The 25796-nt window shown below is 63.5% G+C and carries 25 protein-coding genes and 1 pseudogene; 19 read left to right on the forward strand and 7 right to left on the reverse strand.

The window, feature by feature from the left end; all coding sequences use genetic code 11:
• Positions 1-15: 15 nt before the first annotated feature.
• The 5 genes and pseudogenes from BUB78_RS04955 to BUB78_RS04975 all read right to left on the reverse strand — a co-directional run bounded on the left by BUB78_RS04955 (position 16) and on the right by BUB78_RS04975 (position 4918).
• Positions 16-978: a DUF2927 domain-containing protein gene (locus BUB78_RS04955; protein WP_245813358.1), complete on the reverse strand. Its 963-nt coding sequence runs from the start codon at positions 976-978 to the stop codon at positions 16-18.
• Between the two features lie 3 nt (positions 979-981).
• Positions 982-2181: a toxic anion resistance protein gene (locus BUB78_RS04960; RefSeq protein WP_073195619.1), complete on the reverse strand. Its 1200-nt coding sequence runs from the start codon at positions 2179-2181 to the stop codon at positions 982-984.
• A gap of 12 nt (positions 2182-2193) precedes the next feature.
• Entirely contained in the window at positions 2194-3105 is a 912-nt protein-coding gene (locus BUB78_RS04965; protein WP_073195620.1) for a 5-bromo-4-chloroindolyl phosphate hydrolysis family protein, read from the reverse strand.
• Positions 3106-3399: 294 nt separating this feature from the next.
• A pseudogene (locus tag BUB78_RS04970) lies at positions 3400-3996 on the reverse strand (TerC family protein).
• 166 nt (positions 3997-4162) lie between these two features.
• Entirely contained in the window at positions 4163-4918 is a 756-nt protein-coding gene (locus BUB78_RS04975; RefSeq protein WP_073195622.1) for a FadR/GntR family transcriptional regulator, read from the reverse strand.
• Positions 4919-5002: 84 nt separating this feature from the next.
• On the opposite strand from BUB78_RS04975, the gene BUB78_RS04980 reads away from it, so the two are divergent.
• From BUB78_RS04980 to BUB78_RS05000, 5 genes are all read left to right on the forward strand, one after another.
• Positions 5003-5737 (forward strand): DUF2182 domain-containing protein, encoded by a 735-nt coding sequence (locus BUB78_RS04980; RefSeq protein ID WP_073195783.1) that lies wholly within the window; start codon positions 5003-5005, stop codon positions 5735-5737.
• An 18-nt stretch (positions 5738-5755) separates the two neighbouring features.
• On the forward strand, positions 5756-6385 hold the full coding sequence (locus tag BUB78_RS04985; RefSeq protein WP_073195624.1) for a DUF1326 domain-containing protein: 630 nt from the start codon (positions 5756-5758) through the stop codon (positions 6383-6385).
• On the forward strand, positions 6385-7488 hold the full coding sequence (locus BUB78_RS04990) for a dimethylsulfoniopropionate demethylase (RefSeq protein WP_073195626.1): 1104 nt from the start codon (positions 6385-6387) through the stop codon (positions 7486-7488). Before BUB78_RS04985 ends, BUB78_RS04990 begins: the two co-directional genes overlap by 1 nt.
• A gap of 108 nt (positions 7489-7596) precedes the next feature.
• Complete coding sequence (acuI, locus tag BUB78_RS04995) at positions 7597-8589, forward strand: acryloyl-CoA reductase (protein WP_073195628.1); 993 nt, start codon at positions 7597-7599, stop codon at positions 8587-8589.
• 57 nt (positions 8590-8646) lie between these two features.
• Positions 8647-9162 carry a GNAT family N-acetyltransferase gene (locus tag BUB78_RS05000; protein WP_073195630.1) on the forward strand — a complete coding sequence of 172 codons (516 nt, stop codon included), beginning with the start codon at positions 8647-8649 and terminating at the stop codon, positions 9160-9162.
• Between the two features lie 218 nt (positions 9163-9380).
• On the opposite strand, the gene BUB78_RS20630 is transcribed toward BUB78_RS05000, so the two are convergent.
• Positions 9381-9554 (reverse strand): hypothetical protein, encoded by a 174-nt coding sequence (locus BUB78_RS20630; protein WP_170865023.1) that lies wholly within the window; start codon positions 9552-9554, stop codon positions 9381-9383.
• A gap of 404 nt (positions 9555-9958) precedes the next feature.
• Here BUB78_RS20630 and mraZ point away from each other — a divergent pair, with 404 nt between their 5' ends.
• From mraZ to murD, 8 genes are all read left to right on the forward strand, one after another.
• Positions 9959-10462: a division/cell wall cluster transcriptional repressor MraZ gene (gene mraZ / locus BUB78_RS05005; protein WP_073195632.1), complete on the forward strand. Its 504-nt coding sequence runs from the start codon at positions 9959-9961 to the stop codon at positions 10460-10462.
• Between the two features lie 3 nt (positions 10463-10465).
• Positions 10466-11458, forward strand: coding sequence for a 16S rRNA (cytosine(1402)-N(4))-methyltransferase RsmH (rsmH, locus tag BUB78_RS05010; protein ID WP_073195634.1), 993 nt, complete (start codon positions 10466-10468; stop codon positions 11456-11458).
• Positions 11458-11802 (forward strand): cell division protein FtsL, encoded by a 345-nt coding sequence (gene ftsL / locus BUB78_RS05015; RefSeq protein ID WP_170865024.1) that lies wholly within the window; start codon positions 11458-11460, stop codon positions 11800-11802. Before rsmH ends, ftsL begins: the two co-directional genes overlap by 1 nt.
• The gene (locus BUB78_RS05020; protein WP_073195638.1) at positions 11799-13583 is read left to right on the forward strand and encodes a peptidoglycan D,D-transpeptidase FtsI family protein; all 1785 of its coding nucleotides are present in this window, start codon (positions 11799-11801) and stop codon (positions 13581-13583) included. Before ftsL ends, BUB78_RS05020 begins: the two co-directional genes overlap by 4 nt.
• A gap of 19 nt (positions 13584-13602) precedes the next feature.
• Complete coding sequence (locus BUB78_RS05025) at positions 13603-15084, forward strand: UDP-N-acetylmuramoyl-L-alanyl-D-glutamate--2,6-diaminopimelate ligase (protein WP_073195639.1); 1482 nt, start codon at positions 13603-13605, stop codon at positions 15082-15084.
• Positions 15081-16514, forward strand: coding sequence for a UDP-N-acetylmuramoyl-tripeptide--D-alanyl-D-alanine ligase (locus tag BUB78_RS05030; RefSeq protein ID WP_073195641.1), 1434 nt, complete (start codon positions 15081-15083; stop codon positions 16512-16514). Before BUB78_RS05025 ends, BUB78_RS05030 begins: the two co-directional genes overlap by 4 nt.
• Complete coding sequence (mraY, locus tag BUB78_RS05035; RefSeq protein ID WP_073195643.1) at positions 16514-17596, forward strand: phospho-N-acetylmuramoyl-pentapeptide-transferase; 1083 nt, start codon at positions 16514-16516, stop codon at positions 17594-17596. The genes BUB78_RS05030 and mraY overlap by 1 nt, the downstream gene beginning before the upstream one ends.
• A gap of 76 nt (positions 17597-17672) precedes the next feature.
• Complete coding sequence (gene murD / locus BUB78_RS05040; protein ID WP_073195645.1) at positions 17673-19070, forward strand: UDP-N-acetylmuramoyl-L-alanine--D-glutamate ligase; 1398 nt, start codon at positions 17673-17675, stop codon at positions 19068-19070.
• A gap of 53 nt (positions 19071-19123) precedes the next feature.
• Here murD and BUB78_RS05045 read toward each other — a convergent pair whose 3' ends face one another.
• On the reverse strand, positions 19124-20314 hold the full coding sequence (locus tag BUB78_RS05045; RefSeq protein ID WP_073195647.1) for a BaiN/RdsA family NAD(P)/FAD-dependent oxidoreductase: 1191 nt from the start codon (positions 20312-20314) through the stop codon (positions 19124-19126).
• A gap of 126 nt (positions 20315-20440) precedes the next feature.
• Between BUB78_RS05045 and ftsW the strand changes: the two genes are divergently transcribed.
• The 6 genes from ftsW to BUB78_RS05075 are packed head-to-tail and all read left to right on the forward strand — an operon-like array spanning position 20441 to position 25793.
• Positions 20441-21604, forward strand: a complete 1164-nt coding sequence (gene ftsW / locus BUB78_RS05050; RefSeq protein WP_073195649.1) for a putative lipid II flippase FtsW — start codon at positions 20441-20443, stop codon at positions 21602-21604.
• Complete coding sequence (gene murG / locus BUB78_RS05055; protein WP_073195651.1) at positions 21601-22707, forward strand: undecaprenyldiphospho-muramoylpentapeptide beta-N-acetylglucosaminyltransferase; 1107 nt, start codon at positions 21601-21603, stop codon at positions 22705-22707. Before ftsW ends, murG begins: the two co-directional genes overlap by 4 nt.
• Positions 22704-24101, forward strand: a complete 1398-nt coding sequence (gene murC, locus BUB78_RS05060) for a UDP-N-acetylmuramate--L-alanine ligase (RefSeq protein ID WP_073195653.1) — start codon at positions 22704-22706, stop codon at positions 24099-24101. The genes murG and murC overlap by 4 nt, the downstream gene beginning before the upstream one ends.
• A gap of 5 nt (positions 24102-24106) precedes the next feature.
• Positions 24107-25300, forward strand: coding sequence for an APC family permease (locus BUB78_RS05065; protein WP_073195655.1), 1194 nt, complete (start codon positions 24107-24109; stop codon positions 25298-25300).
• Positions 25297-25551 carry a DUF2484 family protein gene (locus BUB78_RS05070; protein ID WP_073195657.1) on the forward strand — a complete coding sequence of 85 codons (255 nt, stop codon included), beginning with the start codon at positions 25297-25299 and terminating at the stop codon, positions 25549-25551. Before BUB78_RS05065 ends, BUB78_RS05070 begins: the two co-directional genes overlap by 4 nt.
• Complete coding sequence (locus BUB78_RS05075) at positions 25548-25793, forward strand: DUF2484 family protein (RefSeq protein ID WP_073195659.1); 246 nt, start codon at positions 25548-25550, stop codon at positions 25791-25793. The genes BUB78_RS05070 and BUB78_RS05075 overlap by 4 nt, the downstream gene beginning before the upstream one ends.
• Positions 25794-25796: the final 3 nt, after the last annotated feature.

Consider the following 25796-nt stretch of genomic DNA (forward strand, 5'->3'; position numbering starts at 1 on the left):
TTGGCGGTGCGATGGTCACACCGGGCCGCCCCTGCGCTCGGCGAGCAGGCGGTGGATGATCGGGCGCGCCTGATCGGCGGTCATGCCCGGCTTGAGGTCGGGGGAATAGAGCAGGCGCAACAACTCTTCGTCATGGGTTGTCAAAAGCGCAAACTCATCGTCGTCGTTAAAGATCGAGGGGCGCGCCTGCGGGCTGTCGTCGGCAAGACCAAGGCCCTGCGCCAACTCTTCATGCACACAGGATTGCCGCATAAGATCGGGATGCTCGGCGCGGATAAAGGCGATGGCGCGGCGATAGGTGAAATCCTCGCCCTCGCCGGAAAACGCCACCACCAGACAGTGGATGGTACGCGGCATGTCGCGGAAGATCGCAATCGTCGACGGGCCTGCATTGGGCACGATCTGGCGAATGCGCGCAAGCGCCTCGCCGCGGTCATCCTCGCCCATGATCAGCACATGAAAATTGGGCTTGCTGCTGTTCGCGCTGATCGGGTGGCGGGTGACGCGGGCCAGCCGCGCGGCATAGTCTGCGACCATGGCGGTGTCGCGGGTGCGTTGCCCGTCGGGCACCGAGCGACCGAATTCGACTGACATTCGCACCGGGCCCTCCCATTTGCGCAGCCCACCGGCCCGGCCCGACGAGGGGCGAAAGCCGGCGCCTTGCGCGTATTCGTCGTAAAACGCTATACGCTCGAAATTGCGCGCCAGATCGGTATCGGTATAGGGCGTATCCGGCCCGCCGCCATCGCGGCGCAACAATCCGCGGTTTAGCAGGTCCGTCTCAAGCCGCTCGTAATATCGTGCCAATGCCAGGCTATTTGCAGACGGCACCAACGAGTCAGGCGGCACCACAAGGCCCGCCGGGCGCCCGGTCGGGCGTGCGGTTGGTGTCGGCGGCGGCGCATCACATCCCGCCAATACCAAAAGCCCCAGCCCGACAAGCCCCGATCGTGTGACCTCGCGCCACCCCACCTTCACGACTCAGCCTTTGGGCACGGAGGTGCCGGAAGTGTCGCCCACACCATCCTTGCGCGCCTTGGCCGAGGCCAGCGTATCACGCAGGTCGGCCTCCATCTTCTTGAGGTCCTCTTCGGCGGCGGCGCGTTTGGCCTTGCCTTCGTCTGCGATCTGGAGGCTTTCCTGAATGGTCCCGATCAGATCGGCATTGGCCTGTTTGACCGCCTCGATATCGAACACGCCACGCTCCATCTCTTCGCGGATCATCTTGTTGCTCGAGCGCAGGTTCTTGGCGTTCGCGGTCAGCAATTCGTTGGTCAGGTCATTGGCGGCGCGCACCGAAGCGGCAGCCTCGGCCGAGCGCTGGATCGTGACCGCCTGCGCAAGCTGGGTTTCCCAAAGCGGCACGGTGTTCACAAGCGTCGAGTTGATCTTGGTGACCAGGCTCTTGTCGTTTTCCTGCACCAGGCGGATCGAGGGCAGCGATTGCATCGTCACCTGACGGGTCAGCTTGAGATCATGCACCCGGCGTTCAAGATCGTCGCGCGCGGCGCGCATGTCGCGCAATTCCTGGGCTTTCATCACCTGATCGTTCTCAGGCGCGGCCTTGACGGCGGCCTCTGCTGCGGGGATGTCCTTGGTGTCAATCTCTTTCAGCTTGGCCTCGCCGGCGGCGATATAGAGCGCAAGCTCGTCATAAAAGGCGAGGGTCTTTTCATAGAGCATATCAAGCGATTTGATATCCTTGAGCAGGGTGTGCTCGTGGCTCAGAAGGTTATCGGTGATCCTGTCGATCTGACCCTGCACCTGTTCAAACCGCGCGGTGAACTTGGCAAAAGGCGCGGCCCGCCCCAACAGCTTTTCCCACCAGCTGCGCTCGCGGCGCACATCAAGTTCGCTCACGGCAAAGCCGCGGATCGTGGTGACGATCCCACGCAGGCTGTCGCCTGCCGGGCCGACATCCTTGTTGCGCACGCCCTGAAGCATCGCCTGGCTGATTTCCTGCAACTCCGCCTGCGCGGCGGAGCCGAACGAGACGATCGAGTTGGTGTCGCCCATGTCGATCTCGGCCATGCGGCTGGTGATCTCGGCGCTGACCGGGGCATCGGCCTTGTCCAGCGGCACAATCGCGTCGGCCTCTGTGGGTTCGGGAAGGACGGCGCGGCTTACGGCCTCAACATCGGCAAGGGCGGCCTCGGCTTTTTGACGGATGGTGTCTGACATGGTTGGTCCCTTTTACACTAAATCTCTGGTTTCAAGCTGAACGCCTTCGCGCGCAAGGCGGTCACGCAACACGCTGATCTCGATGTCAAGATCGGTGGTGTTGTCGACCATCAGCGCGCGGGTCTTGGCGGTGAAGTTTTCCTCGAGATCGCTGAGCAGGCTGAGATAGCTGTCGCGCGCGGCCGGGTTCGGCGCGCGGGCGTGCAGATCGGCGAATTTCACCGAGGCATCGCGCGCGCCCATCAAATAGACGCTCAGATATTTGCGCGCTGCCGTCAAATCGCGCGGGTCATCCTCGACGGTGCGCAGCATGTCACGTACGCTGGCCTGAAACCGTTCAAGCCGGGCCTCGGCCTGACGATCGCCCGCGCGCGCAATCGCCGTGCTCATCGCGCCAAGATAGGTTTCGGCCTTGTCGACGACGCGCGCCACGCGGTCGCTCTGAAAGGTATTGATGCCCTCAACGCCCTTATCCTTGAGCGGATCAAGCCCGAAGGCAATGCTATGAAGTACCGTGCCCAGGACCCCGTAAATCAGCGGCTCGATCAGCCCGCCGTTGCTGGCAAATCCGGCAAGCGCAAGGCCAAGCCCGGTGACAAGCGAGGCGGCAATCTTGCGCGGAAAGGCCGGGCGGCGGGCGATCTTGCGCGCCTCGTAGGCCTCTTGCGCCAGAATCCCGTGCCGGGTCAGCCAGGCCGCCAGCAAAAGCGCGCCAAGCGCCGTCAGGTTGAAGGCAAGATCAATCGGCCCCGAGCCAAAGGCCCGCGCCGCCAGCGGCAAGGGCGCAAAGAACAACAGATTGACCCGCCCACCGGCGCGGGTGCGCCGCGCGCCGCGAAAGCTGCCCTGGGGGGCGACGTTAGTCGATGTTTGCGTGGGGTCATCGCCCGAGGGGCTGTATTTGCCGCCAAAACGCTGCGCCATCACACGCCCCCTGTGGCGGAGATGAACATAATCAGCGCAACAAGCAGGAAAAACGCCAGCTTCTGCAGTCCCGTATCGCTCATGCTACCCCCACGGCCCATTCTACTTGGCATTGAACTTAGGCCATGGCGTGCGGGCTTGCTAGGGGGAAGATAGTCCCGTTCGGCGCATTTCGTGATCCGCGCGACCCGTTGTGATTACGGAATTTGAGTATTTTGGGAAAGATGAAAGTCTGAGCCGGGGCTTTCATCGTTCTTCGAATACTCAATTGCACCGGCTCAGGTCGGGTTTGAGCTATCCGTTGCGCTGCGCGGTGGCGCGCCGCTCGGCGTTCAGTTTGCGGCTATAGCCTGACTGGATGATTTCCACGACGAAGAGGACGACCACCGAGAAATAGAAGGTCGATTTCGACATCGGCACCACCTCGTAGCCAAAGAACCGAAGCGCCAGCGTGTCGTCATGCATCGCATGCGCCGCCGCCTGTCCGGATTCGCCCAAAAGCACCACGCCGACGATCAACAGAATGAACAGGCCCAGCACCTCGTACATGCGGTTTTTCTGCAGGAATTACGTGACCCCGTCGGCCAAAACCAGCATCGCCAGCCCCGATAGCAGGATTGCGGTGGCTAGGATCGGGAACACCTTGGTGATGGCAAGCGCCGAAAGCACCGAGTCAAACGAAAAGATCAGGTTCATCATCACGAACAACAGCACAACCCGAAGCGCCACGGCGATGATGATGCCCCAAAAGCGGACCGCCTTTTGGTGGGCAACCGGCGCGCGTTGCGATTCAATCGAGATATAGAGCAGGTTGTCAAAGCCCAGAACCGCTTGCAAAAAACACAGCATCAAAAGGTTAAAGAGGTTTTCCAGCGTCAGTAGATCGGCCATCGCGCGGATACTTTCCCGTTACAGATTGGCCGCAGACTTAGCCCGCTCCGGCGCTGAGAACAAAGGCTAATTAAGGGGAATTGCAAAGGTTCGGGCGCAGTGTGGCCCAAGGGGACAAGCGCGGCCCACCTTTCATCTTTCCAAAAATACTCATGCACGGACCCGTTCAGGCGCGGGCACTTTCCTTGTCGAGCGCGGCCTTGTCACGATTGGCCATCACGTCGCGCCCGAGGTGGAGCGTATAGGCCTCAAGCTCGTGAAGCGCCTCTTGCGCGGCATCGGGCGCGCGCCGCTCCAGGGCATCGGCAATGCGGGTGTGAAGCGCCACAATCGCCTCGCGAGAGCGGGCGGTGAAGGTGATCATGTTCATCAGCGGCTGCATCGCCTCGACAGCGCCGGCAAGCTGATAGGACAGCACCGGATTGCCCGCGCCATCGACAAGTGCGCGGTGAAAGGCCACGTCAGAAGCGCAAAAGCTTTCGTCGCTCAGCCCCGGCTGGCCCTGCCGGTGGATTTCGGCGCGCATCGTGGCCAGAATATCGGCGGTGCGCCGCTCTGCCGAAAGCGGTGTACAGGCCCGTTCAAGCGCGTAACGCGCCTCACAGGCGACATCAAAGCTGATGCCGTTCATCGACAAGAGAAGCGTGGCGGTGGTGATCTGATCGCCGTAAGCCTCCTGATAGCTCAGGCGATTGACGAACGCCCCGCCGAAGGCGCCCCTCTGCGTGCGGATCAGCGATTGCGCCGCCAGCCGCTTGAGCGCCTCGCGCACGGTCGAGCGTGAGACCGCGAACTGATCGGCAAGCTCGGCCTCCGAGGGCAGGCGCTGATCGACGATCATGTCCCCGCTGACGATGGCGTCGCGGATCGCCTTGGCGATCTGTGCCGAGAGGTCGGCCTTGTTATCCGGGTCAATTTTCATTTGTCATACATTTAAATGTCTGACATTTTAAATGCAAGATATGATTCGCGAGGAATGGCGATGTTTTCAACCCAGGTAAGGCGGATGACGGGGGTGCACTGGCTGGCCCTGTTCGGCCTGATCGCCGCAGCCTGGGGCCTGCTTTACGCGATGGCGCTGCCCGAAGATCTGCGGGCGGGGGCGGTTCTCTATGGCGGGGATTTCCTTGCCAGCCTGTGCATCGTGACCCCCGACGCCGCCGGGTTCTGGCGCATAACGCTGATGTGGGCGCTGATGTCGGCGGCGATGATGGCGCCCACGGCCTTGCCGGCTTTTGCCACTTATGACGATCTGTCGCATACCGGCCAGACGCGGTTTGGCCTGCTGGTTGCGGGTTATATGGTGGTCTGGCTTGGCTTTTCCCTGCTGGCGGCGGGCGCGCAGATGGCGCTGTTTCAGGCCGGGCTGATCAGCGCCTTCGGCGACAGCCGCTCTGGCGCGCTCTCGGCAACGCTTCTGGCAGTGGCGGGGCTCTATCAGTTCAGCCCGGCGAAAGAGGCCTGCCTCTCGAAATGCCGCCGACCGCTGTCGTTCTTCATGCAGTATTGGGATGAGGGCGCCTGGCGCAACGGTGTGCGGCTTGGGCTTGTGTGCCTGGGCTGTTGCTGGGCGCTGATGATGCTGGCCTTTGTCGGCGGCGTTATGAACATCGCTTTCATGGGATTGGCGACCTTGATCATGGTGCTGGAAAAGCTGCCTGATCTGGGCCGCTGGCTGACCCGGCCGCTTGGTGTCGCTCTTTTGGCGGGGGCGGCGTGGGTCTTACTGACAACACTATAATCTGGAGGAGGCCGTAACATGGCACTGGACGAGCTGGGCACTGTGCCCTGGACCATCAAGGGGGAATTGATCCTCAACTGTAACTGCACGGTCTTTTGCCCCTGCGTCGTGAGCCTTGGCAAACACCCGCCCACCGAGGGCTATTGCCAGGCCTGGGCCGGTGTGCGGATCGACGAGGGCCAGTATGGCGATCTTGATCTGAGCGGGCTCAATGTCGGGCTGATGCTGGAAATTCCCGGCCTGATGGGGCGTGGCAACTGGAAGGTCGCGGCCTATATCGACGAGCGCGCCGATGATGCGACCTATGAGGCGCTGATCAACATCTTCAGCGGCAAGGCGCGGGGCACGACCGGTCTGTTCAGTGCGCTGGTCAGTGAATTCCTCGGCGCCGAGCGCGCGCCGGTGGTGTTCGAGACCGAAGGCAAGGCGCGCCGCCTTATGGTGGGCAAGAAGATCCAGGGCGAGGTGGTGCCGGTCGAGGGCAACAAGGGCGAGGATATCGTCGTGACCAATACCGAATACTGGATGGGGCCGGATATCACTGTTGCCACCGCTACCAAGGGGCGCGTGCGCGCCTTTGGCCGGGTCTGGGATTTTGATGGCCGCAGCGCCGAAATCTGTCAGATTGATTGGAAAGGTCCCCGCTGATGGCGCTACTTTCGCCCTCGCGCCGGTTGCGCCGCACGCCGTTTTCCGACGGTGTCGAGGCGGCCGGCGTCAAAGCCTATACGGTCTACAACCACATGCTCCTGCCGACGGTGTTCCGCTCCGTGCAGGAGGATTACCACCACCTCAAGGAGGCGGTGCAGATCTGGGATGTGGCCTGTGAACGTCAGGTCGAGCTGCGCGGCCCCGATGCCGGGCGCCTGATGCAGATGCTGACCCCGCGCGATCTTCGGGGCATGACGGTGGGGCAATGTTACTATGTGCCCATCGTCGATGAGACCGGCGGCATGCTCAACGATCCGGTGGCGGTCAAGCTGGCCGAAGACCGCTGGTGGATTTCGATTGCCGATAGCGATCTGCTCTATTGGGTCAAGGCGACGGCACATGGCTGGCGGCTTGACGTTCTGGTGGATGAGCCGGACATAAGCCCGCTGGCCATTCAGGGGCCGAAAGCCGACGACTTGATGGCGCGGGTGTTTGGGGACAGCGTGCGCGATGTGCGCTTTTTCCGCTATGGCATCTTTGATTTTCAGGGCCGCGACATGGTCATTGCGCGCTCGGGCTATTCCAAGCAGGGCGGGTTTGAAATCTATGTCGAGGGCGGCGATATCGGCATGCCGCTCTGGCATGCGCTGATGGAGGCGGGCAAAGACCTTGACGTGCATGCGGGCTGTCCCAACCTGATCGAGCGGATCGAGGGCGGCTTGCTGAGCTATGGCAATGACATGACCGACGATCACACGCCGCATGAATGCGGGCTGGGCAAGTTTTGCAACACCCATACCGCGATCGGCTGTGTCGGGCGCGATGCCTTGCTGCGGGTCGCCAAGGAAGGCCCGGTGCAGCAGATCCGCGCGATCGAGATCGACGGCCCGGCGGTGCCCGGCTGTGACCGGTGGTGGCCGGTCACGGCAAATGGCAAGCGGGTCGGACGGGTCAGCTCGGCGGCCTGGTCGCCGGATTTCAACACCAATGTGGCCATTGGCATGATCCGCATGACCCATTGGGACGCAGAGACCGAAGTCACTGTCGAGGCGCCTGACGGGCCGCGCATGGCGCGGGTGCGCGAAGCCTTCTGGGCCTGAGTGTGCAGAGACACCTGCGGGACTGAGGGGCGCTGCCCCTCAGACACCCCGGGATATTTTTAGCAAGAAGAAGCAGGGCGCAAGCTCTGCCAAGGAAGGGAAAGCGACATGTTCAACGCATTGGTTGTTGAGAAGGACGAAGAGAGCGGCAAGACGAGCGCCGCCGTCAAGCAGATCGGGCTTGATGATCTGCCGGAGGCCGAGGTGACCGTCGCGGTCGACTATTCCACGGTGAATTACAAGGATGGCCTTTGCATCGGGCCGGGCGGCGGGCTGGTGCGCAAGTACCCGCATGTGCCGGGCATCGATTTTGCCGGCACCGTCGAAGAGAGCTCGGATGACCGCTACAAGCCCGGTGACAAGGTTGTTCTGACCGGCTGGCGCGTGGGCGAAGCCCATTGGGGCGGCTATTCTCAAAAGGTGCGGGCAAAGGCCGATTGGCTGGTGCCGCTGCCCGAGGGACTTACGACGCGCCAGGCGATGGCCGTGGGCACGGCGGGCTTTACCGCGATGTTGGCAGTGATGGCGCTTGAGGATCACGGGCTGGTGCCCGGACATGGGCCGGTTCTTGTGACCGGGGCCGCGGGCGGTGTTGGCTCTGTGGCGACTGCGATCCTGGCCAATCTGGGCCATGAGGTGGCGGGCGTGACCGGCCGCCCCGAGACGGCAGATTACCTCAAATCCCTTGGCGCTACGCAGATCGTTGCGCGCGAAGAGATCAACGAGACCGTCAAGCGCCCGCTTGAGGCCGAGACCTGGGCGGGCTGTGTTGATGCCGTGGGGGGCGATATGCTGGCGCGTGTGCTGGGGCAAATGAAATACGGGGCCAGCGTGGCGGCCGTGGGTCTTGCCGGGGGCGCGGGGCTGCCTGCGACGGTCATTCCGTTCCTGCTGCGCGGTGTGAACCTTTTGGGCATCGATTCCGTGATGCAGCCCTATCAAAACCGTCTGCGCGCCTGGGAGCGGATCGCACGCGACCTGCCGATGGACAAGCTTGAGGCGATGATCGTGCCCGCCACACTCGGCGATCTTCCGGGGCTTGGCCGCGATATCCTCAAGGGGCAGGTCAAGGGCCGCGTCGTGGTTGACGTGAATGCCTGAAGCGAGCCTTGATTTGCCGCCCCCCGCGTGGTTATTTGCCGCCTGGGGGGCGGCTTCATGAACGATCACGCGAACATCAGCATTCGCCTTGCGCGCGAAAGCGATAACGACGCCCTCTGGCCCATTCTGCGCGACGTGATCCGCGTCGGCGAGACCTATACCTATGACCCTGGTCTGACCCGCGAAGCGAGCCTTGATCTGTGGACCGTTGCACCGCGCGCCACCTATGTGGCCGAGGTGGACGGCGAAATCATGGGCAGCTATTTCATCAAGACCAATCAGCAGGGCGGCGGCGCGCATGTGTGCAACTGCGGTTACATGGTGGCGCCGGGCGCGCGCGGGCGCGGTCTTGCGGCGGCGATGTGCCTGCACAGTCAGGCCGAGGCGCTTGCACTTGGCTATAAGGCGATGCAGTTCAACTTTGTGGTCGCGACCAACCTTGGCGCGGTGCACCTATGGCACAAGCTTGGGTTTGAGACGGTGGGCCGTCTGCCCCGCGCCTTTGCGCATCCGACCCAAGGGCTGGTCGATGCCTTGGTGATGTACAAATGGCTGGCCGAGGACGCAGGGTAGGCCTCCGTCGTGCGGGTCATTCATGCTCCGGGCCGGTGACCTTTCCATACTATCCCAATCTTGTATCAGGCGCTTAGGGCGGCGGGCGCGGTTGCGATCCGCCATTCGGTGCCGTGATCTGCGCCCAAGGAGTGGGCGCCCGGCCTTTGAAGGGCAGGGGTGCGCGGAATATGGGAAATGATGGCACTGATCGGCGGTTTTGACGGGCGGAATACGAATCACCTTGCCGTGAAGGGCTTTATTTCCTGATATTTTGCGCTTAAATCCAAAGGTGCTGCGGGTTTGCGCTGTGGGAAATGAGACCCCTTCCCAAAAATATTTGAATTTATGTGGGATATTGGGGGATATTTTTCAAATGCCTTGCTTTGCGCATATGTTGTGATCTTTTCCATTATCATCTCTATATGAAGTGCTGAATCGGCGAATCGAGCCACATTATCTTGTTTTTGAGAGGGCTACAAAACAACATCCTGTGCCGCTTGGGCCAAAAAATCATTGCGTCCCATGAATTCCCAATGTACCAATAGTTGCACGATGAGGACGGGAACAAATAGGGGCGCTCAAGACCCCGAAACACACTCCCAAGTCAGGTTTCATACAGGCACCCCGCTTTCATCGAACACAGAGATCCGGCGCGCGAGCGAGCAGACATCCCCCCAGGTGGCGCGCGCAGCTGGACACCCCGCCAAGGCGGGACGAGGGAGGCGGGTTGATCAGTGGCAGCAGATCAACCCGCCCTTTCGCGTCTTAGGGGCTAAATATTTCAACGGGGCAGGCACAGGGGGCCGACGGTAAAGTGGGTCGCAGATTCAGAGGTGAAGGCCATCACAAGGTTGATGCGAAGGGCAGGGTGTCTATCCCGGCCCCGTTTCGCCGTGTGATCGAGGCCTCTGATCCGAACTGGACCGAAGGCCTGAGCCCCGAGCTTGTCATCGTTTATGGCGATCACCGCCGCAGCTATCTTGAATGCTACACCATCGAGGCCATTGAAGAGGTCGACGACAAGATCGACGCGCTGCCGCGTGGCTCGATCGAGCGCAAGATGCTGCAGCGGCTGTTTCACGGTCAGAGCTTTCCCACCAGCGTGGACGAGACCGGGCGCCTTGTGCTGCCGGCCAAGCTTCGCAAGAAGATCGGGCTTGAGAATGAGGCGTTCTTTATCGCCGCGGGCGACACCTTTCAGATCTGGAAGCCCGAAACCTATGAGCAGGAAGAGCTGTTGAAAACCGAAAGCTGGCTGGACGAGCTGCCAGAGGATTTTGACCCGCTTATCCTGTTGGATCGCGCGAAAGGGGACTAAGCCATGGCGCCTGCGGCCCCCCCGATTGATCCTGCCCCCCATGTTCCGGTTCTGTTGCGCCCTTTGCTGGCCGCTGTTGCGCCGGTCACCGGGGTCTGGCTTGACGGCACGCTTGGCGCCGGGGGCTATGCGCGTGGCTTGCTTGAGGCGGGCGCGGATCAGGTGATTGGCGTCGACCGTGATCCGCTTGCGCTTGAACTGGCAGAGGTCTGGGGCGCGGAATATGGCGATCGCCTGCGCCTTGTGCAGGGCAATTTCTCAAAGCTTGACGAGTATGGTGAAAACCTGAGCGGCGTGGTGCTTGATCTTGGCGTGTCCTCGATGCAGCTTGATCAATCCGAGCGCGGCTTTTCCTTCATGCGCGACGGGCCGCTTGATATGCGGATGAGCCAGCACGGCCCAAGCGCCGCCGATCTGGTCAATAGCGCCGAGGAAGGCGATCTGGCCAATATCCTTTATCTTTACGGTGAAGAGCGCGCGAGCCGCCGCATTGCCCGCAACATCGTGCGCGCGCGCGAACAGGCGCCGATTGAAACCACCCTGCAACTTGCCGGTATCATTGAGAAATCATTGCCGCGCTCGAAGCCGAACCAGGCCCATCCCGCGACCCGCAGCTTTCAGGCGATCCGCATCGCGGTAAACGATGAATACGGCGAATTGCTTGCCGGTCTTGAGGCGGCCGAACGCGCGCTTGCGCCCGGCGGACAGCTTGCGGTGGTGACCTTTCATTCGATCGAGGACCGCATGGTCAAACGGTTCATGCAGGATCGGTCCGGCGGCGGTGGCGGCGGAAGCCGTCACGCCCCCGAGCTTGAGCGCACCGAGCCGCAATTTATCCTCAAGACCCGCAAGGCACTTGGGCCCGACCCGCAGGAATTGGCGGAAAATCCGCGCTCACGCAGCGCCAAGCTGCGCGTGGCCACCCGGACCGAGGCCCCGGCGGGCCAGACCGACCGCAAGGCGATTGGCATGCCGATCCTGAAAGGGGGACACTGATGCGTAGCTTTTTCTGCGCCCTGACAGCACTTGCCGTGATCGGTCTGGCGTTCTGGGCCTACCGCGAGAATTACCGCACCCAAGAGGCGCAAAGCCATGCCCAGGTCCTGCAATCCCAGATCGGCGAGGCGCGCCAGCGTCTGCGCGTGCTCAATGCCGAATGGGCCTATCTGAACCGGCCGTCGCGGCTGATGGATCTGGTTGAGATCAATTACGACAAGCTCGGGCTTTTGCCGTTGCAACCCTATCAGTTTGGCAAGACTGATCAGGTCGCCTATCCGGCGCCGCCGCTTTTGCCGATCACCGACCCGGTGGATGTCTCAAGCATGGAGCAACAGCCATGATCCGCACCCCCCTGCGCCCGCTGGCGCGTATCCTTGACGCGCGCAACCGTGGCGAAAACCCCGATGCCATCGAGCGCGAGAATATCCGCCTGCGCCATGAGGACATGCGCGACCGGGCACGCCGCCGCGCCGAGGGGCGGCTTTTGGTGCTGGCGGTGATGTTTTTTCTGGCCTTCGGTGTGGTTGGCGGGCGCATGGCCGTGCTGGCCAGTTCCGAGCCGGGCGAGCCGCGCACAAGCGTGGCGGGCGCGCAAATTCAGGCACAGCGCGCCGATATCGTCGACCGCGAGGGCCGCATTCTGGCGACCAACTTTGACACCCATAGCCTTTATGCCCAGCCCCAGCAGATGGTCGACCCCGAGACTGCCGCCGAAAAGCTGGCCGCGATTTTCCCCGACCTTGATCATGACGATCTGCTCAAGGATTTCACCGGCAAGCGCAAATTCCTCTGGATCAAGCGCAAGCTGAGCCCAGAGCAGAAACAGGCGGTGCATGACATTGGCGAGCCGGGCCTGTTGTTCGGGCCGCGCGAAATGCGGCTTTATCCCAACGGGCGACTGGCCGCCCATGTGCTTGGCGGGGCCGGGTTTGGCCGCGAGGGGGTGCATGCCGCCGAGGTGATCGGCGTCGCGGGCATCGAACGGTTCTTTGACGAGCGCCTGCGCGACCCGGCGCATGCACACGAGCCGCTGACGCTCTCGCTTGATCTGTCGGTTCAGGCCGCGATGGAGCGGGTGCTTTATGGCGGCATGAAGATCATGAACGCCAAGGGCGCGGCCGGCATCCTGATGGATGTGCACAGCGGCGAAGTGGTTGCTGTGGCCTCGCTTCCCGATTTTGACCCCAATGACCGTCCCGCGCCCCCGGTATCCGGAAGCCCCGGCGACAACCCGCTGTTCAATCGCGCGGTGCAGGGCGTCTACGAGCTTGGCAGTACCTTCAAGGTCTTTGCGGTCGCGCAGGCGATCGAACTCGGGCTGGTCTCGCCGGACACGATGGTCGACACCACAAGCCCGATGACCTGGGGCCGTTTCAAAATCCGCGATTTCCACAATTATGGCCCGGAACTGAGCGTGAGCAAGGTGATCGTCAAATCCTCGAACGTGGGCACGGCGCGCATGGCGATGGAAATCGGCGGCACCCGCCAGCGGGCGTTCCTTGATCAGCTCGGCTTTATGGAGCCCTCGCCGCTTGAGATTTCCGAGGCCTCGCGCTCCAAGCCGCTGTTGCCGAAAAACTGGTCGGAACTCTCGACCATGACGATTTCCTATGGTCATGGCCTCTCGACCACGCCGATGCACCTTGCCGCCGCCTATGCCACGATTGCCAATGGCGGGCGTCGGGTCACGCCGACCTTGCTGCGCACGCCCGATGCCCAACCCGGCGAGCGGGTGATCTCGACCCAGACCTCGGCGGCGATGCGCAAGATGATGCGCGAGGTGGTGACCGACGGCACCGCCAGCCTTGGCGAGGTCGCGGGCTATGCGGTGGGCGGCAAGACCGGCACCGCCGACAAGCCCCGCGAAAACGGGGGCGGCTATCACAAGGACAAGGTCATCGCGACCTTCGCCAGCATGTTCCCGGCGCATGATCCGCAATATGTGCTGGTCGTGACGCTGGACGAGCCGGTCGAAACCTCGGGCGATGAACCGCGCCGCACTGCCGGCTGGACTGCCGTGCCGATTGCCGCCGAAATCATCCGCCGCGTCGCCCCGCTCATGGGGGTGCGGCCCGAGATTGAACCCGCTGAATTGGCTGTTATAAGGCAGACAACGAATTAAGCCAGAACAGGGCAGCGCGGTGGGGCAGATACGATCATTGGCAGAGCTGGGCCTGACCGCGCAGGGCGGGCGGCAGGTAGAGATAACCGGGCTCAGCGTCGATAGCCGCACGGTCCGCGACGGCACGCTGTTCGCGGCCCTGCCGGGCACAAGGGTGCATGGCGGCGAGTTTATCCAATATGCGCTGCGCATGGGGGCGGCTGCGATCCTGACCGATGCGATAGGTGCGCGCATCGCCCATGAAGAGCTGGCGGCGAGCGACGCCGCGCTGATCATTGCGCAGGACCCGCGCCAGACGCTGGCCTATGCCGCCGCGCTCTGGTTCGGGGCACAGCCCGAAACCATGATTGCGGTGACCGGCACCAACGGCAAGACATCCGTCGCCACCTTTACCCGCCAGATCTGGGAGGGGCTTGGTTTCGAGGCGGTCAATCTTGGCACCACCGGCGTTGAGGGCGCCTATAGCGCGCCGATGACGCACACCACGCCCGAGCCGATCACCCTGCATCGCCTGCTGGCCGACTGCGAGAGCGCGGGCGTGACCCACGCCGCGATGGAGGCCTCAAGCCACGGCCTTGCGCAAAGCCGCCTGGACGGGGTGCGCCTTGCGGCGGCGGGGTTCACCAACTTCACCCAGGATCACCTCGATTATCACGCCAGCTTTGAAGAGTATTTCAACGCCAAGGCCGGGCTTTTTGCCCGCGTTCTGCCCGAAGAGGGCGTGGCGGTGATCAATGTCGATGATCCGCGCGGCGTTGACATGGCCGAGATTGCCGCTGATCGTGGTCAGGATATCATCACCGTGGGCCGCCGCGATGGCGCCGACCTTCGCCTTATGGCGCAACGTTTTGATGCCACCGGGCAGGTGTTGCGGTTTGACTGGGAAGGTCATGTGCATCAGCTACGGCTTGACCTGATCGGCGGGTTTCAGGCGGAAAACGTCCTTTTGGCGGCAGGGCTTGCGATAGGGGCCGGCGCCGATGCCGAGCGGGTGTTCGAGACATTGCCGGGCATGAAGACCGTGCGGGGCCGGATGCAGCTTGCCGCGACCCGCGAAAACGGCGCGGCGGTGTTTGTCGATTACGCCCATACGCCCGATGCGGTGGCGACCGCGATCAAGGCGCTGCGCCCGCATGTCATGGGCCGACTGATTGCCATTATCGGGGCGGGGGGCGATCGCGACGCCGCCAAACGCCCGCTGATGGGGCAGGCGGCGTGTGAGAATGCAGATGAGGTGATCGTGACCGATGACAACCCGCGCTCGGAAGACCCGGCCGTGATCCGCGCGGCGGTGATGCAGGGCTGTCCCGGCGCGCAAGAGGTGGGCGACCGCGCGCTTGCGATCCTGCGCGGGGTTGACGCGCTAGGGCCCGGCGACGCTCTTTTGATCTGCGGCAAGGGCCACGAGACCGGCCAGACCGTAGGCGATGACGTGCTGCCGTTCGACGATGTCGAACAGGCCAGCGTCGTGGTGTCGGCGCTTGACGGGGGCCTCGCATGACGCTCTGGAGTGCAGCCGAGGCCGCCGCCGCCACCGGCGGGCGCGCCATTGGCGACTGGCAGGCGGGCGGCGTCTCGATTGACACGCGCACCCTGCAAAAGGGCGATTTGTTCGTGGCGCTCAAGGCGGTGCGCGATGGTCATGAGTTTGTCGCGCAGGCGCTTGCGGGTGGCGCCGCCGCCGCTCTGGTGAGCCATGTGCCCGAGGGCGTCGGCGCCGATGCGCCGCTGTTGTTTGTCGATGATGTTTTAGCGGGTCTTGAGGCCCTTGGCCGGGCCGGTCGGGCCCGCACCAAGGCGCGGGTCGTGGCGGTGACCGGATCGGTCGGCAAGACCTCGACCAAGGAAATGCTGCGCGATGTGTTGTCGGCGCAGGGCCGCACCCATGCCGCCGAGGCCAGCTACAACAACCACTGGGGCGTGCCGCTGACCCTTGCGCGGATGCCGGTCGAGACCGAATTTGCCGTGATCGAGATCGGCATGAACCACCCCGGCGAGATCGCGCCGCTGGCCCGCATGGCGCGCCCGCATGTGGCGATGATCACCACCGTCGCCGCCGCCCACCTTGAGGCCTTCGAGAATATCGAGGGCATCGCCCATGAAAAGGCCGCGATCTTTGACGGGCTGGAGCCGGGCGGCGTTGCGGTGATCAATGCCGATCTTGAGACCACGCCGATCCTTTTGGCCGCCGCGCGCGCGCAGGGGGTCGAGATCCTGACCTTTGGCAAGGCTGGCGAGGCCGCGCGATTGTTTGAGGCGACCCTTTCCGACGACAAGACCGTGGTGCAGGCCGAGGTGAACGGCGTCGCGACCCTCTTCAAGATCAACAGTGCGGGACGGCATTTTGCGATGAACGGGCTTGGCGTCCTGCTTGCGGTGGCGGCGCTTGGTGGCGATGGCGACATGGCCCCGCTTGACCTTGGCCGCTGGAGCCCGCCCGCCGGGCGCGGCACCCGCGAGACGCTGGCGCTTGATCCGGCGGACGAGGATCTGACGCTCGCTATGATCGACGATGCGTTCAACGCCAATCCCACCTCGATGGCCGCAGCGCTTGAGGTGCTGGCCGCCGCCACGCCGCGCGACGGGGTGGGGCGGGTCTCGAAAGGGCGCCGGATCGCCATTCTGGGCGATATGCTTGAACTTGGCCCCGATGAAATCGCCCTGCATGTCGGCCTTGCGGCGCTGCCCGAAATCGCCAAGATCGACGAAATTCACTGTGTCGGGCCGCGCATGCGCGCCCTCTGGGAGGCCTTGCCCGAGGCCCGGCGCGGCAAATGGCGTGACACGGCACAAGAGCTGGCAGATCAGGTGCATCGCGTGATAGATGCGGGCGATGTCGTGCTGATCAAGGGCTCCAAGGGGAGCCGGGTCAGCCTTGTGGTTGAGGCGTTGCGGCGCGCGGGCCGGAGTGCCGGGAAAGGAAACAGGTAATGCTTTATTGGTTGACCATCTGGTCGGATGGCGGGGATTTCTTCAACCTGTTTCGATATATCACCTTTCGCGCCGGCGGGGCCTTCATGACCGCCCTTATCTTTGGGTTCCTGTTCGGTCAGCCGCTGATCAACGTGCTGCGCCGCCGTCAGGGCAAGGGCCAGCCGATCCGCAACGACGGCCCAGAAAGCCATTTTGCCAAATCGGGCACGCCGACCATGGGTGGTTTGCTTATCGTGGGGGCGCTGGTCACCTCGACGCTGCTTTGGGCGCGGCTGGACAACCCCTATGTCTGGCTTGTCCTCTTCGTCACGCTGGCCTTCGGGTTGATCGGGTTTGCCGATGACTATTCCAAGGTCAGCAAGCAGAACGTGTCGGGCGTGTCAGGCAGGGTGCGCCTTGGGCTGGGCTTTCTGATTGCTGCTATCGCTGCCTATTGGGCGACCTATCATCACCCCGGCGATCTTCAGTATCAACTGGCACTGCCGGTGTTCAAGGATTTGCTGTTGAATATGGGGATCTTCTTTATCCCCTTCGCGATGTTCGTGATCGTGGGCGCGGCCAATGCGGTCAACCTGACTGATGGGCTTGACGGGCTGGCGATCATGCCTGTGATGATCGCCTCAAGCGCGCTTGGCATCATCGCCTATGCGGTGGGGCGGGTCGATTTCACCGACTACCTTGGCCTGCATTACGTGCCTGGCACTGGCGAAATCCTTGTGTTCGTGGCCGGCCTTGTCGGTGGCGGGCTTGGGTTCTTGTGGTATAACGCGCCGCCTGCGGCGGTGTTCATGGGCGATACGGGCTCGCTGGCGCTTGGCGGCGCGTTGGGCGCGATTGCGGTGGCCACCAAGCACGAGCTGGTGCTTGGCATCGTCGGCGGGCTTTTCGTGGCCGAGGCGCTGAGCGTGATCATCCAGGTGCTTTACTTCAAGCGCACCGGCAAGCGGGTATTCCTGATGGCGCCGATTCACCACCATTATGAAAAGAAGGGCTGGGCCGAGCCGCAGATTGTGATCCGCTTCTGGATCATCGCGCTTGTTCTGGCGATGATCGGTCTGGCGACGCTGAAACTACGTTAAGGGGCCTGCGACGCCTCTGGTCAAGCGCGGGCATCTGCGGTAGCGATTGGGCCGGTCTGAATGAGGGGCGGGCAGCATGATACCAGTCAGAGGAGTTGAGGGCGCGCGGATTGGCGTGCTTGGGCTTGGGCGTTCGGGCCTGTCGGCGGCGCGCGCCCTGCGCGCGGGCGGGGCAGAGCCGGTCTGTTGGGACGATAACCCCGAGGCGCGAGAGCGGGCCGAAGCCGAAGGGTTTGAGGTTGCCGATCTGTCGCATCCGCGCGCCTTCGAGACGATTGCCAGCCTGATTGTCAGCCCCGGAATTCCGCATCTTTATCCCAGCCCCAACAAGGTTGTCGCCGCCGCGCAAGAGGCGGGCGTGCCGGTGGACAACGATATCGGGCTGTTCTTTCGCTCGCTGGCCCTGCCGGAATGGGACAATTTCGATCTCGCCCCGCGGGTGATCGCGGTGACCGGCAGCAATGGCAAATCGACCACCTCGGCGCTGATCCATCACCTGTTGCTTGAAGCGGGTAAATCGGTGCAGCTTGCAGGCAATATCGGGCGCGGGGTGCTTGATCTGGACCCGCCGGAGAATGGCGGGATCGTGGTGCTTGAGCTGTCGAGCTATCAGACCGACCTTGCCCGCGCGCTGACGCCGGATGTGGCGGTGTTTACCAATTTCTCGCCCGATCATCTTGATCGCCACGCCGGGCTTGGCGGGTATTTCGCGGCCAAGCGACGGCTTTTTGCCGAAGGCGGACCGGACCGCGCCATCATCGGAGTGGACGAACCCGAAGGGCGCTATCTTGCCGGGCAGCTGAGCGAGGGGCCGACTGACGACCGGGTGATCCGGGTCTCGGTCGAGCGCAAGCTGTCTGGCCCCGGCTGGAGCGTGGGCGCACGCAAGGGGTTTCTGAGCGAATATCGAAAGGGCAGGCAGGTCGCTTCGATTGATCTGCGCAATGTGCCCGGCCTGCCGGGCGCGCACAACCATCAGAATGCCTGCGCCGCCTATGCCGCCTGCCGCACGCTTGGGCTTGCGCCGAGGATCATTGAGCAGGGCTTTGCCAGTTTTGCGGGGCTACCGCATCGCAGTCAGAGGATTGCCGAGAAGGATGGCGTGATCTTCGTTAATGACAGCAAGGCCACCAATGTCGACAGCGCGCTCAAGGCCCTGCAGGCGTTCGACAACATCCGCTGGATTTGTGGCGGGCTTGAGAAAGAGGGTGGGTTGGCCGCGCTTGCCCCGGCTCTGAGCCATGTGCGCAAGGCCTATGTGATCGGGCGCGAGGCGGCGCAGTTCGCGCTTCAGCTTGAGGGGGTCGAGGCCGAGATTTGCACCGAGATGGCGCAGGCGGTTCAAAGCGCGATGGCCGAGGCAGAGGCGGGCGACGTGGTGCTTTTGGCGCCTGCAGCCGCGAGTTTCGATCAGTATGACAATTTCGAGAAGCGCGGCGAGGATTTTATGGCAGAAGTTCGCAGCAGGCTTTGAGCGGCGCGCGCGCCAAGCGCAGGGCGAAATGAGTATTTTTGCCAAGAAGAAGGTCAGGCGCGCGATTGGGTGATTGCGGTGCCTGCTGCCCAGCCCGAAGACCAGGCCCATTGGAAGTTGTAGCCGCCAAGCCAGCCGGTGACATCGACCGCTTCGCCAATGAAATACAGCCCTGGCAGGTGATTTGACATCATGGTTTTTGACGACAGCTCATCTGTGTCAACCCCGCCAAGGGTGACTTCGGCGGTGCGGTAACCCTCGGAGCCGGTGGGTTTGAGCGACCAGTGGCGCAGGGCGCTCACGATTTCGCCGAGGCGGGCATCGGATTGATCGGCGAGGTTGCCCGAGAGACCCAAGAGCGGGGTCAGGTGATCGACCAGCTTGGCGGGCAGGTGGCGCGCCAGTTCGGTGGTAAGGTTGCGCCGTCCCTGAGTCTGACGTTGTGCGCGCAGGGCGTCAAACAGGGCGCCGGTGGGGTCCAAATCAAGCGTGATCGCCTCGCCTTCGTGCCAGTAAGACGAGACTTGCAGGATCGCCGGGCCCGAGAGGCCGCGATGGGTGAAGAGCACCGCCTCGTCAAAATGGGTGGTGTCATGGCCGACGCGGGCGGGCAGGGCGACGCCCGAGAGCGGGGCAAAAGGCGCGTCTGAGAAGGTCAGCGGCACCAGAGCGGGGCGGGTTTCGGTCAGGGCATGGCCGAACTGGCGCGCGATGTCATAGGCGAGACCCGTGGCGCCCATCTTCGGGATGGATTTTCCGCCCGTGGCGAGCACGAGGTTGCGCGCGCTGACGGATTGACGGGTGCCTTCGCGATCCAGCGTGGCGTGAAAGCGCGTGCCGTCATGGCTGAGATCCACAAGCGAGGTGCCAAGCCAGAGGCGCGCCCCGGCGCGGGTCATCTCATCCACCAGCATCGCCACGATCTGTGTGGCCTTGTCGTCGCAAAACAGCTGCCCCAGCGTCTTTTCGTGCCAGGCGATGCCGTGGCGCGCGATCAGGTCGATGAAATCCCATTGGGTATAGCGGCGCAGCGCGGATTTGCAGAAATGCGGGTTTTGCGACAGGAAATTCTCGGGCCCGGCGTGGAGGTTGGTGAAATTGCAGCGCCCGCCGCCGGAAATCCGGATCTTTTCGCCCGGCGCGCGCGCATGATCAATCACCAGCGTATCCGCCCCGGCATGGGCCGCGCACATCATGCCCGCCGCACCGGCGCCAAGGATCAGGGTTTCGACCGCCTTTGTCATGCCCGCGCAAAGACGCGAAATGCCGCCTATTGGCAAGGGGTTTAGGCTGGCAATAATGCGAAAATAGCGCTACAATTCGCGTCAGACCCCGAAAAGGGGCGCAAGATATTCAGAGGCGGCAGGCTTATGACAGAGATGGTCTATGGGGCAGTGCCCCTGCGGGACGCAGAGCCCGTGATCCCGAAATGGTGGCGCACGATCGACAAGTGGTCGTTTTCCTGCGTGCTGATCCTCTTTGCGATCGGCGTTCTTTTGGGCCTCGCGGCCTCGCCGCCGCTGGCGGAAAAGAACGGCTTTCACGCCTTTCACTATGTTCAGCGACAGGCGGTGTTCGGCGGTCTGGCGCTTGTGGTGATGGTGCTGACCTCGATGATGCGCCCCGAGCTGGTGCGTCGCCTTGCCGTGCTTGGCTTTGTCGCCGCCTTTGCCGCGCTGATGCTGTTGCCGGTGTTCGGCACCGACTTTGGCAAGGGGGCCGTGCGCTGGTACAGTCTTGGGTTTGCAAGCGTACAGCCTTCGGAGTTTCTCAAGCCTGCCTTTGTCGTCGTTGCCGCCTGGATGATGGCGGCAAGCCAACAGATCAACGGGCCGCCGGGGCTTAGCTGGTCGTTCCTGCTGGCGATGGTAATCCTTGGGTTTCTGGCGATGCAGCCCGATTTCGGGCAGGCGGCGCTGGTGCTGTTTGGCTGGGGGGTGATGTATTTCGTCGCCGGGGCGCCGATCACCCTTTTGCTGGTAATGGCGGGGGGCGTGGTCTTGTTCGGCTCGCTGGCCTATTCCAATTCAGAGCATTTCGCGCGTCGGATTGACGGGTTCCTGTCGCCCGATGTCGATCCGACAACACAGCTTGGCTTTGCCACCAACGCGATCCGCGAGGGCGGGTTTTTCGGCGTTGGCGTCGGCGAGGGGCAGGTGAAATGGTCGCTGCCCGATGCGCATACCGATTTCATTATTGCCGTTGCGGCCGAGGAATACGGGCTTGTTCTCGTGCTCTGCATCATCGCGCTTTACGCGGGCATCGCCGTGCGTTCTTTCTTGCGGTTGATGCGTGAGCGGGATCCGTTCATTCGCCTTGCGGGCACCGGCCTTGTGGCCATGTTCGGCGCGCAGGCGATGATCAACATGGGCGTCGCGGTGCGGCTTTTGCCGGCCAAGGGCATGACCCTGCCATTCGTAAGCTATGGCGGCTCGTCGGTGGTGGCCGGCGGGATTGCCGTGGGCATGCTGCTGGCCTTTACCCGGACCCGGCCGCAAGGCCAGATCGGTGACATTCTGAGGGGGCGCAGATGAGCGAGCGCAAGCCGCTATTGGTGATCGCGGCCGGGGGCACGGGCGGGCATATGTTTCCCGCGCAGGCGCTTGCCGAGGTGATGCTGCGGCGGGGCTGGCGGGTCAAGCTGTCGACCGATGCGCGCGGCGCGCGCTACACCGGCGGCTTTCCGCATTCGGTCGAGATCGAGCAGGTGGCAAGCGCCACCTTTGCGCGCGACGGGATCGTCAACAAACTGCTGGTGCCGCTGCATATTCTGGGCGGCGTGATCGGCGCGAGCCTGCGCATGATGCGCGACAAGCCTGACGTTGTGGTCGGCTTTGGCGGCTATCCGAGCATTCCGGCGCTGTCGGCGGCCTGGGTGCTGCGCTTGCCGCGCATGGTGCATGAACAGAACGGCGTGTTGGGCCGGGTCAACCGGATCTTTGCCAGGCGCGTCGACCGGGTGGCCTGTGGCACATGGCCCACCCATCTGCCCGAGGGCATCGAGGGCGTTTACGTGGGCAACCCGGTGCGCGCCGCGGTGCTGGAGCGCGCAGGCGCGGGCTATATTGCGCCGGGCGATTACCCGATGTCCATCCTGGTAATCGGCGGCTCGCAGGGCGCGCGTATCCTGTCGGATGTGGTGCCCCCCGCGATTGCCGAATTGCCAAGCGAGATCCTGCGCAATGTCCGCGTCAGCCATCAGGCCCGCGATGAAGACGGCGATCGCGTGGCGCAATATTACGCCGATCAGGGCATTGATGCTGATGTGCAACCGTTCTTTCGCGATGTGCCGCGCCGCATGTCCGAGGCCCAGCTTGTCATCAGTCGCGCAGGCGCCAGCAGCGTCGCCGACATAAGCGTGATTGGCCGCCCCTCGATCCTTATCCCTTACGCGGCGGCGACGGGCGATCACCAACAGGCCAACGCTCGCGGCCTGACCGAGGCGGGGGCCGCGATCCTGATCCCCGAAAAACGGCTTGAGGTTGCCACGCTTTCAGAGCAGATAGCCGCCGTGCTGAGCAATCCAGCCGGTGCGCTGATGATGTCGCAGGCCGCGCATGGCTGTGCGCAGCCCGACGCACCCCAGCATCTGGCGGATCTGGTCGAAGAACTTGCGAATAAAGGTGCCCCTGAATGAACGCAGCAACCAAGCTTCCTGGTGATGTCGGCCCGATCCATTTCGTCGGTATCGGCGGTATCGGCATGTCGGGCATCGCCGAGGTCTTGCTGAACCATGGATATACGGTGCAGGGCAGTGACCTCAAACGCTCGAAGATCACCGACCGGCTTGCGGCCAACGGCGCGACCATCTTTGAGGGTCAGCGCGCCGACAACCTTGAGGCCGCCGAGGTTGTGGTGATTTCATCCGCGATCAAGCCGGGCAATCCCGAACTTGACGAAGCGCGCCGCAGGGGCCTGCCGGTGGTGCGCCGGGCCGAAATGCTGGCCGAGCTGATGCGCCTTAAATCCAACGTTGCGGTGGCCGGCACCCATGGCAAGACCACGACCACGACAATGGTGGCGGCGCTTCTGGATCACGGCAATTTCGACCCCACCGTGATCAACGGCGGCATCATCCACGCCTATGGCAGCAATGCCCGCGTGGGCGAGGGCGAGTGGATGGTGGTCGAGGCCGACGAGAGCGACGGCACCTTCAATCGTCTGCCCGCCACAATCGCCATCGTCACCAATATCGACCCCGAGCATATGGAGCACTGGGGCACCGAAGAGGCGCTTCACAAAGGCTTTTATGATTTTGTCAGCAATATCCCGTTTTACGGTCTGGCGGTCTGTTGCACCGATGATGCGGATGTTCAGACGCTGGTGGGCAAGCTTACCGATCGGCGCGTGGTGACCTATGGTTTCAACGCCCAGGCCGATGTGCGCGCGGTCAACCTCACCTACAAGGCGGGTGTCGCGCATTTCGATATCCTGCTTCAGGGTGAGGGCAAGAAAATCGAAGGGTGTACCCTGCCGATGCCGGGCGATCACAACGTCAGCAACGCGCTGAGCGCGGTTGCTGTGGCGCGTCATCTGGGCATGAAGGGCGATGAAATCCGCGACGCCCTGGCCGCCTTTGGCGGGGTCAACCGCCGCTTTACCCGCGTCGGCGAGGTGAACGGCGTGACCATCATCGACGATTACGGCCATCACCCGACCGAGATCACCGCCGTGCTCAAGGCCGCGCGCCAGGCCACCGAAGGGCGCATCATCGCCGTGCATCAGCCGCACCGCTATACCCGTCTGCATTCGCTGTTTGACGACTTCTGCGCCTGTTTCAACGAGGCCGATGTCGTGGGCATCGCCGAAGTTTACGCCGCAGGCGAAACCCCGATTGCGGGCGCAAGCCGCGATGATCTTGTCGCCGGCCTTATCCGTCATGGCCACCGTCATGCCCATGCGGTCCTCGACGAGGATGACCTTGAACGCCTTGTGCGCGCCGAGGCCAGGCCCGGCGATATGGTGGTCTGTCTTGGCGCCGGCACGATCAGCGCCTGGGCCAACAACCTGCCGGAGCGTTTGAAGGGATAGCCTTGATGCCAGACGCCCTGAAGCGCCGGATCGGGCCGGGTCTTTTGACCGCCTATGGCATCGGCATCATGGTGGGGGCCGGAATCTATGTTCTGACCGGGGCCGCCGCAGGCGAGGCGGGCATGTGGGCGCCGGTGGCGTTTCTTCTGGCCGCTCTGGTGGCGGTGCCGACGGCGCTTTCGTTCTCCGAACTTGCCGCGCGCATACCCGAGGCGGCCGGCGACAGCTCTTATGTCGAGGTCGGGCTGGAGGCGCATTGGCTGGCGGTCGGCGTCGGCATGGTCAATGTCGTCGCGGGCACCGTGGCCGCCGCCGCCGTGCTGCGCGGCGGGGTCGGCTATCTCACCTCGATCCTGGATATCCCCTTTGCCTTGGCGGTGATCGGCCTTGGCGTGGCCCTCACGGCGGTGGCGATCATCGGCGTGCTTGAAAGCCTTGCTTTCGCCGCGATCCTGACCGTGATCGAGGTGATCGGCCTTGTGCTTGTGATCTGGGCCGGTAGCGTGGCCACGCCCGTCGCCGACTGGGGCCTGCCCTTGACGACCCCCGAATGGAACGGGGTGGCGGCTGCGACCCTCTTTGCGGTTTTCGCCTTTATCGGCTTTGACGACATGGTCAACATGGCCGAAGAGGTGCGCGCGCCCGCGCACAACATGCCGCGCGCGATCCTTTATGCCCTCGGGATTACCGCGATCCTCTATGCGCTTGTGTCACTGGCGGCGGTGCGCTCTGTGCCGCGCGAGGTGCTGGCCATCTCCGAGCGCCCTCTGGCCCTTGTCTGGGAAGCCGGCACCGGCACAAGCCCGGTGTTCCTCTCGGCGATTGCTGTGGCGGCGGCGCTGAACGGCGTGCTGGCGCAGATCGTAATGGCAAGCCGGGTGCTCTTTGGCCTTGGCCGCCGCTCGCCGGCGTTCGCGCTGTTTTACCGCGCCCACCCCCGGTTCGGCACGCCGGTTCTTGCCTCGGCGCTGATCGGGGTGGTGGTGATCGCCTCGGCGCTGACGCTGCCGGTGGCAGTGCTGGCCGAGGTGACGACGCTGGCGCTCTTGATCGTCTTTGCCATCGTCAACGCCGCCCTGATCGGCCTCAAGCGCCGCCAGCCCGATGTGGGGTTCTCGGTCGGCGCCTGGGTGCCCTGGGCCGGGGTGATCCTGAGCCTTGGCTGTTTTGCGGCCGCAATCGCGGGCAGGCTGACATGAGCCCGTCCCTCCTGATCGCAAGCCTCTGGGTGCTGGCCGCCACCGTCGTCGCGCTTTTGCCGATGTGCAGGCAATACGGCCCCGGCGTGACCCTGCTGATCCTCGCGCCGCTGGTGATCGGCTTTTTGGGGTATCAGCACGGCTGGCTGCTCGCGGCTGGCGGCGTGCTGGCGCTTGGCTCGATGTTTCGCCGCCCGCTGCGGCATGGCATTGCCCGGTTGCGCGGCCAAAACCCGGAGGTTCCCAAATGACCCTGTCCCTTGCGCTTGCCTGTCTCTGGGCCTTTGTGGCCAATGTTCTGGCGATGCTGCCAAGCCGCGATAACCTCTGGCGGCGGGCCTATTTCCTGATCGCGGCGGGGGTGCCGATCCTCGGGTTTGTCACCTGGCAGAACGGTCCCTGGGTCGGGCTTCTCGTACTGGCGGCGGGGATGTCGGTGCTGCGGTGGCCGATCATCTACCTGGCCCGCTGGATCAACCGGAGTGTGAAATAGCGC

The organism is Roseovarius marisflavi (genome assembly GCF_900142625.1).
Classification (GTDB): domain Bacteria; phylum Pseudomonadota; class Alphaproteobacteria; order Rhodobacterales; family Rhodobacteraceae; genus Roseovarius; species Roseovarius marisflavi.